14 protein-coding genes and 3 pseudogenes are annotated in these 14,406 nt (G+C 63.8%); 5 read left to right on the top strand and 12 right to left on the bottom strand.

Annotated elements, in window-relative coordinates; translation table 11 throughout:
* Positions 1 to 201 precede the first annotated feature (201 nt).
* Both FV242_RS36315 and FV242_RS36310 read left to right on the top strand, forming a co-directional pair.
* Complete coding sequence (locus FV242_RS36315) at positions 202 to 471, top strand: recombinase family protein (protein ID WP_306440331.1); 270 nt, start codon at positions 202 to 204, stop codon at positions 469 to 471.
* A complete protein-coding gene (locus FV242_RS36310) occupies positions 416 to 907 on the top strand; it encodes a recombinase family protein (protein WP_306440330.1) in 492 nt (163 codons plus the stop codon). Before FV242_RS36315 ends, FV242_RS36310 begins: the two co-directional genes overlap by 56 nt.
* An 896-nt stretch (positions 908 to 1,803) precedes the next feature.
* Here the strand turns inward: FV242_RS36310 and FV242_RS28030 are convergent.
* The 3 genes and pseudogenes from FV242_RS28030 to FV242_RS28010 all read right to left on the bottom strand — a co-directional run bounded on the left by FV242_RS28030 (position 1,804) and on the right by FV242_RS28010 (position 4,203).
* Positions 1,804 to 2,231: pseudogene (locus FV242_RS28030) on the bottom strand (hypothetical protein).
* Positions 2,232 to 3,420: 1,189 nt separating this feature from the next.
* A complete protein-coding gene (locus FV242_RS36395) occupies positions 3,421 to 3,672 on the bottom strand; it encodes a PilZ domain-containing protein (protein WP_147941223.1) in 252 nt (83 codons plus the stop codon).
* Between the two features lie 192 nt (positions 3,673 to 3,864).
* Positions 3,865 to 4,203, bottom strand: a complete 339-nt coding sequence (locus FV242_RS28010) for a hypothetical protein (RefSeq protein ID WP_187278593.1) — start codon at positions 4,201 to 4,203, stop codon at positions 3,865 to 3,867.
* A 312-nt stretch (positions 4,204 to 4,515) separates the two neighbouring features.
* Here FV242_RS28010 and FV242_RS28005 point away from each other — a divergent pair, with 312 nt between their 5' ends.
* A complete protein-coding gene (locus tag FV242_RS28005) occupies positions 4,516 to 5,037 on the top strand; it encodes a MucR family transcriptional regulator (protein WP_246692914.1) in 522 nt (173 codons plus the stop codon).
* 489 nt (positions 5,038 to 5,526) lie between these two features.
* Here the strand turns inward: FV242_RS28005 and FV242_RS28000 are convergent, their stop codons facing one another.
* The 8 genes and pseudogenes from FV242_RS28000 to FV242_RS27960 all read right to left on the bottom strand — a co-directional run bounded on the left by FV242_RS28000 (position 5,527) and on the right by FV242_RS27960 (position 12,719).
* Positions 5,527 to 6,222, bottom strand: a complete 696-nt coding sequence (locus FV242_RS28000; protein ID WP_246692913.1) for a general stress protein — start codon at positions 6,220 to 6,222, stop codon at positions 5,527 to 5,529.
* Positions 6,223 to 6,269: 47 nt separating this feature from the next.
* On the bottom strand, positions 6,270 to 6,656 hold the full coding sequence (locus tag FV242_RS27995) for a hypothetical protein (RefSeq protein ID WP_147941221.1): 387 nt from the start codon (positions 6,654 to 6,656) through the stop codon (positions 6,270 to 6,272).
* A gap of 112 nt (positions 6,657 to 6,768) precedes the next feature.
* The gene (locus tag FV242_RS27990) at positions 6,769 to 7,677 is read right to left on the bottom strand and encodes a YsnF/AvaK domain-containing protein (RefSeq protein ID WP_147941220.1); all 909 of its coding nucleotides are present in this window, start codon (positions 7,675 to 7,677) and stop codon (positions 6,769 to 6,771) included.
* On the bottom strand, positions 7,674 to 8,096 hold the full coding sequence (locus tag FV242_RS27985; protein ID WP_246692916.1) for a YsnF/AvaK domain-containing protein: 423 nt from the start codon (positions 8,094 to 8,096) through the stop codon (positions 7,674 to 7,676). The genes FV242_RS27990 and FV242_RS27985 overlap by 4 nt, the downstream gene beginning before the upstream one ends.
* Positions 8,097 to 8,297: 201 nt before the next feature.
* A complete protein-coding gene (locus FV242_RS27980) occupies positions 8,298 to 8,558 on the bottom strand; it encodes a GlsB/YeaQ/YmgE family stress response membrane protein (RefSeq protein ID WP_147941218.1) in 261 nt (86 codons plus the stop codon).
* Between the two features lie 35 nt (positions 8,559 to 8,593).
* Positions 8,594 to 8,830, bottom strand: a complete 237-nt coding sequence (locus FV242_RS27975) for a hypothetical protein (RefSeq protein WP_147941217.1) — start codon at positions 8,828 to 8,830, stop codon at positions 8,594 to 8,596.
* Positions 8,831 to 8,919: 89 nt separating this feature from the next.
* Entirely contained in the window at positions 8,920 to 10,422 is a 1,503-nt protein-coding gene (locus FV242_RS27970) for a PAS domain S-box protein (protein ID WP_281407110.1), read from the bottom strand.
* Positions 10,423 to 11,383: 961 nt separating this feature from the next.
* Positions 11,384 to 12,719, bottom strand: a pseudogene (locus tag FV242_RS27960) (IS1182 family transposase).
* 316 nt (positions 12,720 to 13,035) lie between these two features.
* Between FV242_RS27960 and FV242_RS35210 the strand changes: the two are divergent.
* Together FV242_RS35210 and FV242_RS27955 are read left to right on the top strand one after the other, a co-directional pair.
* Entirely contained in the window at positions 13,036 to 13,197 is a 162-nt protein-coding gene (locus tag FV242_RS35210; RefSeq protein WP_210248969.1) for a hypothetical protein, read from the top strand.
* A 126-nt stretch (positions 13,198 to 13,323) separates the two neighbouring features.
* Complete coding sequence (locus FV242_RS27955; RefSeq protein WP_147941214.1) at positions 13,324 to 13,887, top strand: PAS domain-containing protein; 564 nt, start codon at positions 13,324 to 13,326, stop codon at positions 13,885 to 13,887.
* A 399-nt stretch (positions 13,888 to 14,286) separates the two neighbouring features.
* Here the strand turns inward: FV242_RS27955 and FV242_RS27950 are convergent.
* Positions 14,287 to 14,406, bottom strand: a pseudogene (locus tag FV242_RS27950) (IS5/IS1182 family transposase); the annotation flags it as partial.

The following is a 14,406-nucleotide window of genomic DNA, read 5'->3' as shown; positions in this document are numbered from 1 at the left end:
GGCCGAGCCCTCAAGGGGCCGGCCCGCAGCCGTTCGGCTTCGCCTGATTGGCGAGGCCGTAGCGACACCGCATGATTACTGACCGGCACCAGTGGCCACCATCGGTAGCGACCGCCGCGACCTTGTTAACGGACGTTCAACAATCTCGCGCCAGCCAGGCCTGACATCGGCGTCAACCAACGTTGGTGCAAAGGTCACGGCATGCGCCTCGAGAAGCTGGTGGCGTACTACAGGGTGTCCACCGCCCAGCAGGAGGCGTCCGGCCTGGATCTGGACGCGCAGCGACAGGCCTTGACCGCATTCCTGGCTGGGTCCGCGGTAGTTGCCAAGTTCACCGAGACAGAGAGCGGCAAGCACGCCGACCGGCCGAGTTGGCACACGCGATCGCGCATGCCGGCTGTACAGCGCCAGGCTGGTGATCGCGAAGCTCGACCGCCTGTCCAGGGACGCCCATTTCCTGCTGGGACTTGAGAAGGCCGGCGTGGACTTCGTTGCCGCGGACATGCCCCACGCTAACAGGCTGACCGTGAGCATCATGGAACTGGTGGCCGAGGAGGAGCGCCGCATGATCTCCGCGCGGACCAAGGCAGCCCTGGTGGCTGCCAAGGCGCGAGGGACGGTGCTAGGCGGGTACAGAGGCCATACTCACGGCAGCTGCTGGGGAGGCCGGCAGGCGCTCCCAGGCGGCGGGGGCAGATACACGGCTGGCCGACTTGGTGCCTGTGCTGGCCGAGCTGCGCGCGACCGGAACCATCATTCTTGGTGGCATCGCGGCGGCACTCAACGCTCGCGGGATCCCGGCGGCTCGGGGCGGGGCTTGGACAGCGACCCAAGTGCGGCGCGTGCAGTTGTAGGGTGGATAGCACAGAAGCGTAGAGCCTCACTGGCTCGTGATCGCCTTGCTTGATCGGGAAACACTCCCGCGACAGCGAAGCGACAGACTGGGCTACATGAGCCTTCCAGCCGCCCAAGCGCTTGGCATCCTGGCCTGCGCCATCGTCGCATCCGGCATCTATCTATGGAGCCTCGTGCGGGGCGTCCGATGTGAAAACAGCGGCCCTCAGCGTAGGTAGCGTGATGTATTGGAGCCCGAAATTTAAAGCCGCGAGCTTCGGCGCATGAAAGTGCTCGGTCTAATATTTGAGCAGAACTGCCTTGAACCCGATCACATAACCTGCGTTAATGAGCACCTAGACAAAAAAAGACCGCCTCGAAGTGCGGCCTGAAGTCTAGGGAGGAAACGCCCTTGGGAGGGCTGCGGTGCAACACGCCATGCTGCGTCGCATTTTAGTAATCGCCGGCTTGGAAATTTGTTCCGGGTCGGCGATTTACGTTAAGTCGCTTGACCAGCCCTCGTTGTCGGCCTCTGATGTTTTCAAGCGCGCCCAAGGTTGATCTCCAGGGGAGCGATTAGGCCGCTCGGCTCCGACCCCGGTCGTGACGCGAGCCGAGGGTGCTACCTCTCGCACCTCATCTGAGCCGGGCGGCTGATCATGCGACCGTCCTGCCCTCATCGCCGACGTAGCGGAACCTGCTCATGGGAAGCACGGCATAGGCAGCACGTCGGCTGCCAGAGAGATGCGACTGCGCCGGCGAGGCCGCACCAAGGCCAGGGGGGAATAGACCTCGGCGCTGCTCTGCCGGCGCTCAGCCCGCAGGCCGATCGCTGCGGCCATCCTGCGCCCGCATGGTTAACGGTCCGTCACTGGAACACGCTCTGTTCACGGAAGCCGGTGACACTCGGCTGGCACCTGCCGATGTTCACGGTCACCCACTCGCCGTGTTCCGCGTTCATTCTAAAGTTCACCCATATGGACCGCCGAATAGGTCACCCAGTGCCTTCCGCCGGAACAGCGTACGCCACCGACGCCGGTACTCCGGCCGGTCGTGGATCATGTGGCACCGCTGGCAGAAGGCAGCGAGGTTGGCCAACACGTTGTTGGCTGTGTCGCGATCCCGGAGAGCGGCGGCTAGGACCACGTGGGTGGTGCGCGCGATCGCCAGCGCATTGACGGCGCCGGGGGCGAGGCGCACCCGGCGTCCTCGCCCATCGCGCCACGTAGCTGCCTGGGCATTCCACCAGCGGCCGTCACCGAGATGGTAGATCCCATGTGGCCATGCGGCCGCCCGCAGCCCTCACAGCGGCCGCCGGCGCGCCGGAAGCGCACCAGGGCCGATAACTGCAGCCAGTTGATGGGATAGAAGAAACGGTGCTCGCGCTGGATCGGCATGGGCCTCTATGACGAATGGTCAGAAGAAGCCGGGCACGCCCAGGCTGAAACTGACGAGCTGCCGGCCATATAACACGGCATGGGGTACTGCTTTTGCCGGGAACACCTGATGAGATACGCCTGAAAATGATCCATCAAATTTGACCATCCATATCCGAATGTAGCACTCGATGATCGCGTTATTCCAATATTAGAGTTGAAAACTGTATACGGCCTCTCGAACGGTCAAGTTTCGACCACATTTCGGGACTGCCTAGGCAGGGCAGCAACGGAGGGATGCCTGTGACGATCCTAGACCCGACCACCGGCAAGCTTGTGACCATCGCAGTTCCTCAGCCGCGCCCGCAGATCGCTCCGCGCAGATGAACAGCGCCACGACGGATGCGATCGGTAGGAATGCTGGACAGCCAAGGCGAAAGCTAAACCCGGTTCGGACGAACCCACCCGGCCTGCTGCTGTTCGGTGTAGGCTTGGGGCACGCCGCAGATGGCAAATTGTCTGCAGCAGAGCTAATCGCTATGGCTCGCGTTGCGCGCGGAGCCACCGAAAACTAGACGATCAATCCTAGTCGGGCTACGCGCCTGGCTCCGGGTCCATAACGTCGATTTCGCGATCCCGTGTAGGAGAAGGCTAACTTCTAGGGATCGTCATAGCCGCGATACCGGCTCACGGTTCCGCAGCGGCTTGGATTGAGCACTTGCGGCGACAGAACTCGCGGCGCGATCGATTTAGTAATCGGACCCATAAAAATGGCGGGGCTCATACCCCGCCGCTTATAGATCGATGATCCAAGCTTGATGCAGATCAATCCTCGTCATCGTCCTCGCGGCGTAGGCGCTCCTCGCGGCGGAGCGGATCGCGCCGCCCGTCGCGGAACTCCTCACGACGGTCCTCGCGGCGCATTTCATCTCGGTCGCGCTCGCGCGATGAACGCGGGTCGACCCTCACCCCACCCGGTCCGATATCAAGGCTCTGCGCTGAAGCCGGCAGGCTTGGGACGGTGAAAAGGCCGACTGCAATGAGTCCGCCCGCAATGATATTCCTCACGACGGTATCCTCCAAAGCTCGGGCAGTAACGGACCTGGCAGGTTCGCGTTCCACTCAGGCCACCACCCACCACGGTCGCCTACAGCGCCTGCACGAGGGCGGTCCGGCAGATGGCTCTCATCACCACCGTCACGATCGAGGCTCAAACCCAATCGACGAACTCGACGCCGACCTGTCCCTCCTCGCGCCATACGGTTCGGCACCGGCGCAGATTACCAGATAGGGAGGTCTGAAGCTCAAATTGGTCTGGCACCGTCACAGAGCCAGACACCAGCAGCCGCGCTCCACCAACGGAGATATCGGCGACGGAGCACCCGGTCATCCACCCGTCGTGCGAGATCACCGCCGATCTGGACACGGATTGACGATGAGGACGTGCGGGAACTGCGGTCATCAAGTAGGTCTCAGCGGCGGTGTACGATGAGAATAGGCCTGAAAGGTTGCCTAATAGCCGTTGTAGAGGACGTTATCAGGCAAAGCTGTGTATGGGCCATGGATAAGAGGGGGCCGGCGGCCGAGCTCCGTTCCGGATCCGGAACTGCAGCACTCGCCAGCAGGCATAGGCATCCCTCCTTCGCGACCAATCTCAGCGTCGGTTCGTCAGGCTGAAGAGCGCGAAACCGGCCAGCGCCGAGAGGTCAACGGCAAGGGAGCGATTGGCCTGAACGAAGTCAGCAGCCTGCTCTCTAGCGTGTCGCAGATCGTTGCCCAGCGGCGAGCCTGTCAGGATGCGCTCGGCACGGTCCCGGTTCTCCTCGCGGGTGTTGATCGAGACCTCGAACGCGTCGCCCTGCCGGTCGATGTCGATGCTGTTTGACACCCGGCTGGCATCGGCCGCTACGGCATCGTGGCTCACCAGCGTGTCGAGGATAGCCGGCAGGGTCCTGGTGACGAAGTCATCGGACGGAACGATCTCGCCGCCCACGGTCCGCACCGGAGCCTCCATAGGGGCCCGCACGGTCGCCTCCTGCCGATCGGCATAGCTCGAAGGTCTTCCGTTCTCCTCGACGCGGCAGCGTGATGCGGCGAGGAGGGCGTCTCAGGATCGTAGCCCCGTCATGATTATCCCCATCGAAGATGCTGACCGAAGCAGTCGGTTAGATATATCACCCGCCAAGAGAAAGCTCACCAGCAACGGCGGTCCGTTGCTGTGCGATAGCAAAATTTATCAGTACGCATGCTTGCCATTCGGGCTGCGGTATGCGCGGATGTGGCTCCAAAAATCGGAGCTGATGACGTGGACGAGAGCCTGGACACGATTGAGCGCGGGGCGACAGACTATATCGAGCTGACGGCCGATCTCGTCTCAGCCTACGTTTCGAACAACCATCTGCAGCCTGCCGAGATCGCCACCCTGATCGCCAACACGCACGCTGCGCTCACGGGGCTTGGCAACAGCAGCGCTCCTGCGGCGCCAGCGGCCGACAAGCCCACGCCTGCGCAGATCCGGAAGTCGATCACCCCTGACTCGCTGATCAGCTTCGTGGACGGCAAGCCGTACAAAACGCTGAAGCGCCACCTCAGCAAGAGCGGTATGACGATCGAGCAGTACCGCGAGCGCTACGGGCTGCCGCGCGACTACCCCTCGACAGCCGCCAGCTACTCCGAGCAACGCTCTGCGCTCGCCCGCAGCCTTGGCCTCGGCCAGCAGCGCAAGAAGGCAGCCCCGAAGGCTGCTGAGCCGGCGGAGACCGTCTCCGACAAGCTCAAGCGCACTGGCGGTCGGCCGCGGAAGGCTAAGGACGCCGTTGAGGCGTAGAGCGCCGGTAGTTGAAAATGTTACGGGATCGGTGTCGTCATCTCAGCGACGCCATTGAATGTGAACCGTTCAAGTCGGGGTCCTGACTTATCGGTGTCGCCTTCCAACCGGTCCAGTCGGGCATTGATGGCTTCAACCCACTCCGCGTTGGTGCACGTGCTCAGGAGTGGTTCGAGGGTTCCTGCGAGATCACGAGCGAGCGCGGCCCGGTTCATGTTTCTGAGCTGGCCGCCGCTCTCCTCAAAGGATGTAGCGGCGGCCTCCCCCATAGAGCGTGCCTGATCTGCTCCTGACGGACCTACTATCTCGACGCCTTCTTGAGATCGCTTCGTCAGCATCAGCTTACCCAGTTGCTTCCCGTCCCGCCGGTGGCGTTGCCGCCGACCACGCTGCCGATGATCCTGTCGAGTAGGCCCATGACCTGTACTCTCAAAGCAGCCGCTGGCCGGGTTGGTCGTGTTGGCTGCGCCGACACATGCAACCCGATGATCAGACCGGGTGATCGTAGACACGCACCCGACGAGCACCGGACGTCCGGGTATCTGTACCGGCCAGGGGGGCGCTGACGACATCAGTCTCGCGCACGGTTGAGCCCGCGGCCGCATTCGAGCCGATCAGGGTCGAGGTGTCGCCGCGCGCCTCGCCGGCCGTCTTGCTGCTCCAGCCCTCGCTCTCCCAACCCTGTGTACGCGTGTCGAGATCGACGGCGCCGTGATCCTCCAGAATGCGTTCGACTACAGCGGCATGGGCCTCGTCGGCCTTTACGGTCAGTAGCGAGCCGCCCCGGCGCACGCCCTCGGCGTAGGCATGCGCATCGGTCTCACTCACGCCGGCGCCAGTCAACGAGCCGGTCAAACCACCCGCCGCGGCACCGATGCCCGCACCCGTCAGCGTCGCCACGAGCCAGCCCGCAGCCACGACAGGGCCGACGCCCGGGATGGCCATCAGTCCGAGGCCCGCCAGAAGGCCTGCGCCCCCACCCAGAATGGTGCCGAGGGTCGCGCCGGTTCCCGCGCCGGTGGCGGCATGTTCAGCCGTATCACCGGTTCCAGCTGTGGTCGTCTCCGTCTTGTTGCCGACGAGGCTGATGTCGGAGTGGGGCACGCCGGCCGCCTCCAACTTGGTCACGGCCGCCGCAGCGTCGTCGTAGCGGTCAAACAGGGCAGAGAGGGTCTGCGTGGGCATGGGAGGACTCCGAAAGGGTCGAGCGAGCAGATTGAGACGGGTGGCGTCTACTGGACGGCGACGTTGCCTTTGAAGTCCAAGCCGACGCTGGCGGGCTTGCCGTCCAACATCGCGCTGGCGTGCCAGATGCCGTCGCCGTCCTTCTTCAGGTCCTTGACCTCGTGGTAGCCGGCCTTCTCGAGGCGGCGGCGGGCTTCACCCTCGGTGAAGCTGTTGGCGCCCTTCTCCAACTTGGCGTTCGCTAATGTGCCAGTGCTGGCTGAGTTGCCGTCGTGGGCATGATCGGTGTTCGGCCGAGTCACGGCGTTCTGCCCGCCGGACGTCGCGCTAGAGGCCCCCCCCGTCGCCGGCTGACCGGTCACGGTCGTCTGCGCCAATGCGGGCGCCGCCGCGAGCAGCGGCAACAGAAAAAGGATCGAGCGCTTCAGGGACATGGCGGGACCTGTTGTTATAGTTGCGATAGAAGGACGTGCCGATCAGAAATCGGATTTCAGCACGGTGCGCTGCCCGGTGCATTGAGACTCCGGGCAGCGCCATTCAGGTCAATCAGACCGGCTTGCGGGTACCGGTCGTCGCGGTGCCGGTCGTGCCGGTACGACTGACGTTACCGCGCTCGTCCTCGACCTCGACTTCGGTCCGGCGGACCTTGTCGGTCACGGTCTCAGTGCGTTGACCCGCATCCTTGCGGATGCCGATTTCCTCGACGACGCGGGCGTCCTTCGACACCACCGCCTGCTCGTGCAGTTCAGTCGCCTCGATGGTCTTGCTCTCGAACAAGGCCTGGTCGGCCGCCGTCACCGGCCGGTCGACCGCGCGCCGGTCAACGTGCACGGTCTCCTCACGCAGGGTGACCTGCTCCTCGATGGGCTTCTCGACGACGTAGGAGCGAACCCGCACCCGGCCGCTTTCAGCCACGCGCTTGCCGACGTTGAGCCGCTCCTCGACGATTGGGATGTAGTCGGTCTCGCCCGTCGCCGTTCCGGCACCCTTGAGGGCTGCGGCACCTGTAGCGGTCGTTCCTGTAGTCGTCGAAGCTGTCGCCGTCGTGCCCGTGGTCGAGCTGGCCGCCGTTGCTCCACCCGCCGAGTAGCCGCTCCAGCCTTCCTTGCGCCACGTGGTCTCGCGCTGCTCGAGGTCGATCGAGCCGTGCTGCTCCAGGATGTCGTAGGCCGTCTCGGTCTGCGCCGGCTCGACGCTGACGGTCAGCAGCGTACCGCCGCGGCTCAGGCCCTCGCTGTAGGCGTAGCGATCCTCCTCAGGCATGAAAAAGTCCTTCAGCGAACCCCAGAAGCCGCCTTCGTCCTTCCGGTAGTCGTACGAGCCGCTGGTGCGGGGACTCTGGGCCCCCTGCACCAGCTTGATCGCTGGTTGCGGGATACCGGCGGCAACGAGCTTGGCCTGAGCAGCCTGTGCCTCTGCCGGCCGATCGAAAAGCGCGGTGATCGTCTGCGTCATGATGTTTTCTCCTGGGCCGAAAGGGAATCGATCTGTTCGCTGGCGTGGCCGTCCGGGCTCACGCGTTCCACCACGGCGTGCTGCTTGCGCAGCGTCACCGGGACCTCGACGTCCTCATCCGCGGAGGTCTGACGGATGTGCACCTCTTCTTTCAGGACGAGGCGCTTCTCGACGACGAGGATCTCTTCCAAGACCGGGATGATCGTCACGCCACCTTCGACCCGGGTCACCGGCGCAGCCTCGCCGTCGGCAAGAGTGCGGTTGACCGGTACCCGGGTTACCGCGACGCTATCGCTGCGCAGGCTCTCACGCAGGATCTGATCCCGAGTCTCGGTCTCGGTTCTGACCCGGACCCGGCCGGTTTCGACGACATGCTTCTCGATGCGGGCGGTCTCTTCGACCACCGAGATCGTGTGCATTTCACCGCCCGTGATCTGCGCCGTCGCTTCATCCTGCCAACCTGGCAGACGTGGCTTGTGCGTATCGGGTTCGTTCGTGCTCATGGCCGGCGCGTCGCCCGCTTAGCCAGGTCGGCGTTGAATCTTTGGCGCATCGTCGGTTCTTCCGGGTCTGCGCCGCGAGGTGGTTGCAGCGGCATCGGGGATGGTAGTTTTGCGGGATCAGACGACCCGGCGACGTCCCACGAGGGCGTGGTAGAGCCACAGCACCAGGATCGCGCCGACGACCGCGACGATCAGGCTGTAGAGGTTCAGCCCCGAGACGCCGGGCTCACCAAACTGGTTGAACAGGAAGCCGCCGACGACGGCCCCGACCACTCCGAGCAGAATGTCGACGAGCAGCCCTTGTCCGGTGTTGTTGACAACCTTGCTGCCGATGTAGCCGGCCACGAGGCCGAGCACGATCCAGGCGAGTAGCGACATCGAGCGTCTCCGTGATTGCGTGCGGTGTGGAAAGGTCAGGTGGCGCAAGGCGGGGGGGGCTTCGTGCGGCGGCGATGACCGCCTCGCACCTGCTTCTCGGACAAACGATCGGCCCGGATCGCGGCGATCTCGACTGTCGCCTCCGCCACGATCCGTGGATCACCGTTGATGATGCCGATCGCTTGCTTGATCAGCGCCCGAGCATGCTCGGGCAAGAGACCCTTGTTAGAACGGCCCATCCGGCAACACCTCGCTTGAACACTGAAGTTCATGAACGAAATGCTCGGAGTGAGCGTGTCGATACCCTAACAAAGGCTCGGAATACGCAAAGTTCCGCAGATTTACATGCGGGTGTTCTACACTAATCCGCTTGGTGTTTTCGCACCAACTTGCGCGTGTTTGGCTTGCCGTGCAGCGGTTCGGCACCGATCCCGCGCTCACGTCCCCAGACCACGACGGCGCTGCGTCGGTTGACCCCGAGCTTTCGGTACAGCCGCGTCACGTGGTTGCGGACCGTATTCGGCGCGAGCCCGAGATCGGCGGCGATCGCGGCATCACTCGCCCCGGCGCAGATGCGCGTGAGCATGTCCCGCTCGCGTGCTGTTAGTTCCTCGACCGAGATCGGTTCGGCGCCATCCTTGGACGGGTTTCGCAGCAGCGCGAGCTTCTCGATCACACCGCGGCTGAACCAGGACGCGTCGCCCATCACCGCCTCGATGGCTTGGATCAACTCAGCCTCGTTACGCTTCCGTTCAGCGATGTCCTGCACGGCGCACAACACGTATGGAGCACTGTCGATTGTCACCCTAACCGCGGTGAGCAAGCATGTGCATGCCTCGCCGTCACGCATCCGCAAGCGAGCCTCAAAGCCGCGGACTTGGCCGCGACCATCGAGCTCGCTCCGGAACCGCTCCCGTTCGCCTTCATCAATCCAGAGAGCCGCCGCGGCATCCCGGTTCTTCAATGTCCCAAACAGGTGCTCGAAGGCCTCGTTCGCGTTGGAGGGGACGTGCTCGTCCGCGCTCAGGAGGACGGTGGGGATCGGATTGAGCGAGAACGCCTTGGCGAACCGCTCCTGGCTTGCGAGCAACTCGGCTTCGGCTTTTCGGCGGTCCTCCAGATCCGCGAAGGTGAACAGCATGCCCGGTGTTCCGCCCGGCATGGCGATCGGGTGACCGGCCACGATCACGTACTTCTCCGCGTCCTTCGGCACACGCAAGCACGCCTCCATCTGCGGGATGGTTTTGCCAGCGTGCAAATGCTCGATCGCCTGGGCCCTGTGCTCGGCCCCCGTGAGCAGGTCGATCTGGCTGAACGAGCGACCGACGACGTCCTCGTGTGCAAAGCCAGTTAGGTCCAGAAAGCCACGATTAACCCGGACGTAGCGCAGATCAGCCAGACGGCAGATGATAGCCGGGGCGGGGTTTGCGCGGAACATCGCCTCGAACCGCGCTTCCGCCTCGTAGCGGTCACTCACGTCCTGCAGGATCAATGCGAGCGCACTCGGCCTTCCCTGATCGTCCAGGGTCACGATGTTGCGAATACGGTGCATCCACACCCGTTCTGGGTCGCGCGCTTGGTGCACCTCGACGACTGCATCATGGAAGCGTTCGCCAGCTAGAACCCGATCAAGCGGGTGCTGCACAGGGCCGATCTCGTGATGATTGCGGTAGTTGATCACGAAGTTGCGGCGATACTCCCTCACCGTCCCGCCGAGGTCGTCGAGTGCCGCAACGCCGTGCATCGCCAACGCAGCGGGGTTGGCGTAGGTGATCGTCTGATCCGGGCAGATCAGGATCACACCCTCGCTCATACCGGCCACGATCTGGCGCAGCTGAGTCGGGTCTACTGCGATGTCGGCCACGCGCACCTCCGTCCGCAGAGCAACGCTCGGCGAGATGCCTTGTGCGCAGGGGGCGATGATGGCGTGCGGAAATGTTGGCATGATTTAGCGGAGCCGACGCGCTACGTCGCTGTGAAGCGCTGAAACTCGTCAGTCCCGACCAACCGTAGCTTTGGGCGCCGGCTACCGGTGAGGAATATCACCTTCGCCCAGGTCCCATCGTCTTCAACGACGTGGACACGGTAGCTCAAGCCACCTGCCAGAGTGCGAGCTTGGGGGAGAGTCGTGCTGGCGAGCGTCGCTGTAAACTCACCCGCGTGTGCGGCCATGTTGGCCGCCAGCAATCCAATCTCGACGCCCTCGTTGAAAGCTTCGTCGCGGCCGGCAAAACGCAGGCGTAGACCCGGCTCGATTTGGATGTGGCGCATAGCAAGCCCTGCGGACAACTGCCAGTGCAACGCTGAATGATTAATAAATCATGACCGTCCGCTTCGGCGAATGAACTAAGTTCGCCCGGAGCATTGTCATGTGCACAGTGCAGCCCGTATGCCGGCGGAGCAAATAAAAAATTTCGGGATCCTCTCTGATCAACCTCCATTACAAAATTGTATCGAAAGCAGCCGCTCTCCGTTGCGCCGCGCAACGTTCCGTAAGCCAACCCTTATGCGAACGCTTTGATCACGCGCCGCTGGAAGCGCTGCGCTAGGCCAATCTCGCTGCTGCAGGTGCGGCAGATGTTCGATCCGGGCAAGTTCTGCGGGATGCTGCGCGATGCGGAGGTCCGAGGCAAAACTTGCGGATCGTAGGTCTGGCAATGTGGCCGAGCATGGGCTCAAGAAAGCGAGCACGGGGGGCGTGTGTCGAGACGATCGCGTTGTCGCCCTCTTGGCTCACAGTTACAGCTAGGAGCCCGTCCGAGTAACGAGTTCACGAGGTGGGATGAGCGTGGAAGTCTGGGCAGACGTGTGGGTCGGCTTTGGGCTCAGTGCCCGGCCTTCGCCAGCTTGAGGAGGTTGTGGGCGGTGCAGATCATCGCCCATTCGCCCCGGACCTGATCGGGGCCGCGGAGCAGGAACTGTCGGAAGCCCCGGGCCTGCTTAATTTGCCCGAACACGGGCTCGACCACTTGCTTCCTGTGGCGATAGCGGCTGCGGCGGCCAGCCCGCTTCAGGCGCACAGCCATCGCGCTCATCAACGGCATCTTCGTCAGCCTCCGACGGCCGGCCGCGTCCGCCTCGCCATGACGCGCCCGACCCGGAGCCAGGTAGGCTGTGATCCGCCGCTCCTGCAGCGCGACGAGGTTCGCTTCGTTGGCAAAGCCGGCATCGCCGGAGAGCTCTCGCGGCTTGCGCCCGAGATAAGCGTGGACGTCGTCCACGAGCGGCACGAGGGCGCGGGAGTCGGCCGAGTTGGTCACGAGGCGGTGCGCGACGATCACCTGATGCGCGGCATCGACGGCGATCTGCCCGTTGTAGCCCTGCACGAACCCGTCGCGAGTGGGCAGGATGCGGGTGTCCGGGTCGGTGAAGTTGCGCTGTGCCCGGTCGGGCGGACCGCCGTCCTCACCGCGCAGAGGCCGCCCCTGCCAACGCATGCCCGAGGATGCACCCGGCCCGCTCTCGTCCTCGGGGTTGGGCAAGGTCGACCGCTTCCGCCTCCAGCGCAACCTTGGCGGCACGGATCGTCTCCAGCCGTCGCTGCTTGTCGGCCATCCAGTCCGGCGTCTCGTCCCCACGACGGGTCGCACCCTGCGCCTCATCCTCGGCCACGTCCGCCTCACGCGCCTGCTCCAGCCAGGCGTCGACCTCGGCGCCCAGCGCTGGCTCGGCTGTCTTCATGCGTCCGTAGCTCATCGCTTTGTGGCTGGAGGCATTGGCCTTTACCTTGGTGCCGTCCACCGCCACGTGGGCGAACTGGACCAAACCCGCCGCCCGGCACAGACGCAGCACCTGTACGAACAGGTCGGACAGGGCCACGAGGTGGCGCTTGCGGAAGTCGGCGATGGTTCGGAAGTCCGGCCGGTTCAGCCCGGTCACCGCCATGACGTCGACCCGCTCCTCGCAGGCCCGGGCGAGCCGACGCGAGGAGTACAGGCCGCGGCTGTAGCCGTAGAGTAGGAGCGCCACCATCATGCCCGGATTGTAGGGCGGGTAGCCGCGCTCTTCGCTGTAGGTGTCGAGGATGGCCGAAAGATCGAGCGCTTCCCGCACCGTGTCGCGGACGAAGTGCGCCATGTGCCCGGGCGGCACGAACTCATGCAGCGAGGGCGGCAGCAGCCAGCCCTGATCGACATCCCAGGAGCGAAACACCTTGGCCATGAGCCGAGTGAATCACCCCCAGGCCCTGCCATCGAGAGGTTTACTCGGACGGGCTCCTAGGCGAGGTAGTGCCCCTGACCACACGGATCTCGCTCACATCCGTATCCGCACAAGGCGGGCGAGGGTCAGCTGTAGGATCCTTCGACACCGTGTTTTCGTTGGTACGTGATCTCCTCGCATGTCGAAATCTCAACGCCTACCCGTACCGAGGGACCGGCAAGAACACTGTCCCGTCCGCAATCCCGGCGGCGTCCGGTCATTCCTGGATCCGCATTGATAGCGATACCGAGATCCGACTGTCGCCACGGCCCGACAGATGGCGCTAACCATCGAAGTCACCATCGAAGTCCGGAACGATGCCAGCCGGGTTCGGCACCAAGCCGCCGTCGCAGTCCTCCAGGCGCTCGCCGAGGGTGGTCGCGATCTGATGTCCGCCCCCATGATCGAGCTACCTCATCAGCCCGACGTGGTAAGCTGAAAGGTCCTGAACCGGTGGCGGCGTGGGAGCTACATTGGAGAGGTGCGAACCTCAGGAACTACCCCCACACGCCATGTGTTACGGCGACACTGACGTCCGCGGGAGACCTGATTTCGGAGTTCATTGATGCCACTACCGCTTCAGTCCGCCCTCGCTGCTTCAGGTTACGTCGGCACATGGGAGACGGACATCGACGCCCAGACCGTCGAATTCACAGGTGCGCTCCCCCGGTTGCTCGCCCTAGATGAGGATCACGCCGCGACCGGAGTCCCCCTGTCAGCTTTCCTGGAAGGCGTGCATCCCGAGGACCGAGAGCATGTCGGTCACCTCGTGCACGAAGCACACAGCACCGAGGGCCGCTTCGAAGCCGAGTTCCGGACCCTTGATAAGGTGGGAGTGGTGCACTGGATCGTTGCTCGGGGGCGGGTCGAAGCAGGCCGGGACGGTGGTGGGGCTCGCTGCATTGGCCTTGCCGCAGACATCACTGATAGTCGCCAAGCCGACCCAACGTCGGCGGATCAAACAGTGCAGGCGATTGAGCGGATCGCAGATGCCTTGATCGCGGTACGGCCCTTGGCGGAAGGGCTGGACTCGCCGACCTTGAAGACGTTGATCGACGCCACGCTGTTCGAACTCGGGAGGCTCCTAGCCGAACGCGAGGTGCGGCACGGTCCTGCGGAGATGCACTAATCGCCGGTCGTCAGGTCCCTTGTTTCCCTGCCGCGATGGAGCGAACGAAGTCCAGGCAAGCTTGCCGATCGTCAGCATCTACAACCGCCTCGAACGAGCGGACGAGTTCTGCCGCCTGTTGAGCCCGCTGTGGTTCTGAACCGCTGCTGCTGTACAGGGTGGACACACTCGTCCCGAGCGATAAAGCGATCCGATCCAGAATGCGCCGTGCACCTCACTTTTCGTCAACCAATGGCTCGGTTCCCCATAGTGGCGATGCCAATTGTCACGATCTGAGGCTACGATGAGAGATAGCCATCAGTCGGACAACTGGACCGAGAAGGGGTTTCGCGCCGAACCAGCGCAGCGAAAACCGTCAACAAGCCTCGGGTAGACGGCGCAACTGAGGACTAAGAGCGCCTAACAGAACCGTCTGATCTGGTTGAGAGTGATGAGGCTGGCGGCGAGGCTCGTGAAGGCCTCGTAGATGTCTGCGCGTCGCTCGTAGCGGATGGGCAATCGACGGAATCGGTTGAACCA

Origin of the sequence: Methylobacterium sp. WL64, from assembly GCF_008039945.1 — a bacterium.
Taxonomy (GTDB): domain Bacteria; phylum Pseudomonadota; class Alphaproteobacteria; order Rhizobiales; family Beijerinckiaceae; genus Methylobacterium.
The sequence above is the reverse complement of the archived record's forward strand: the minus strand, read 5'-3'. Positions and strand labels throughout refer to the sequence as shown.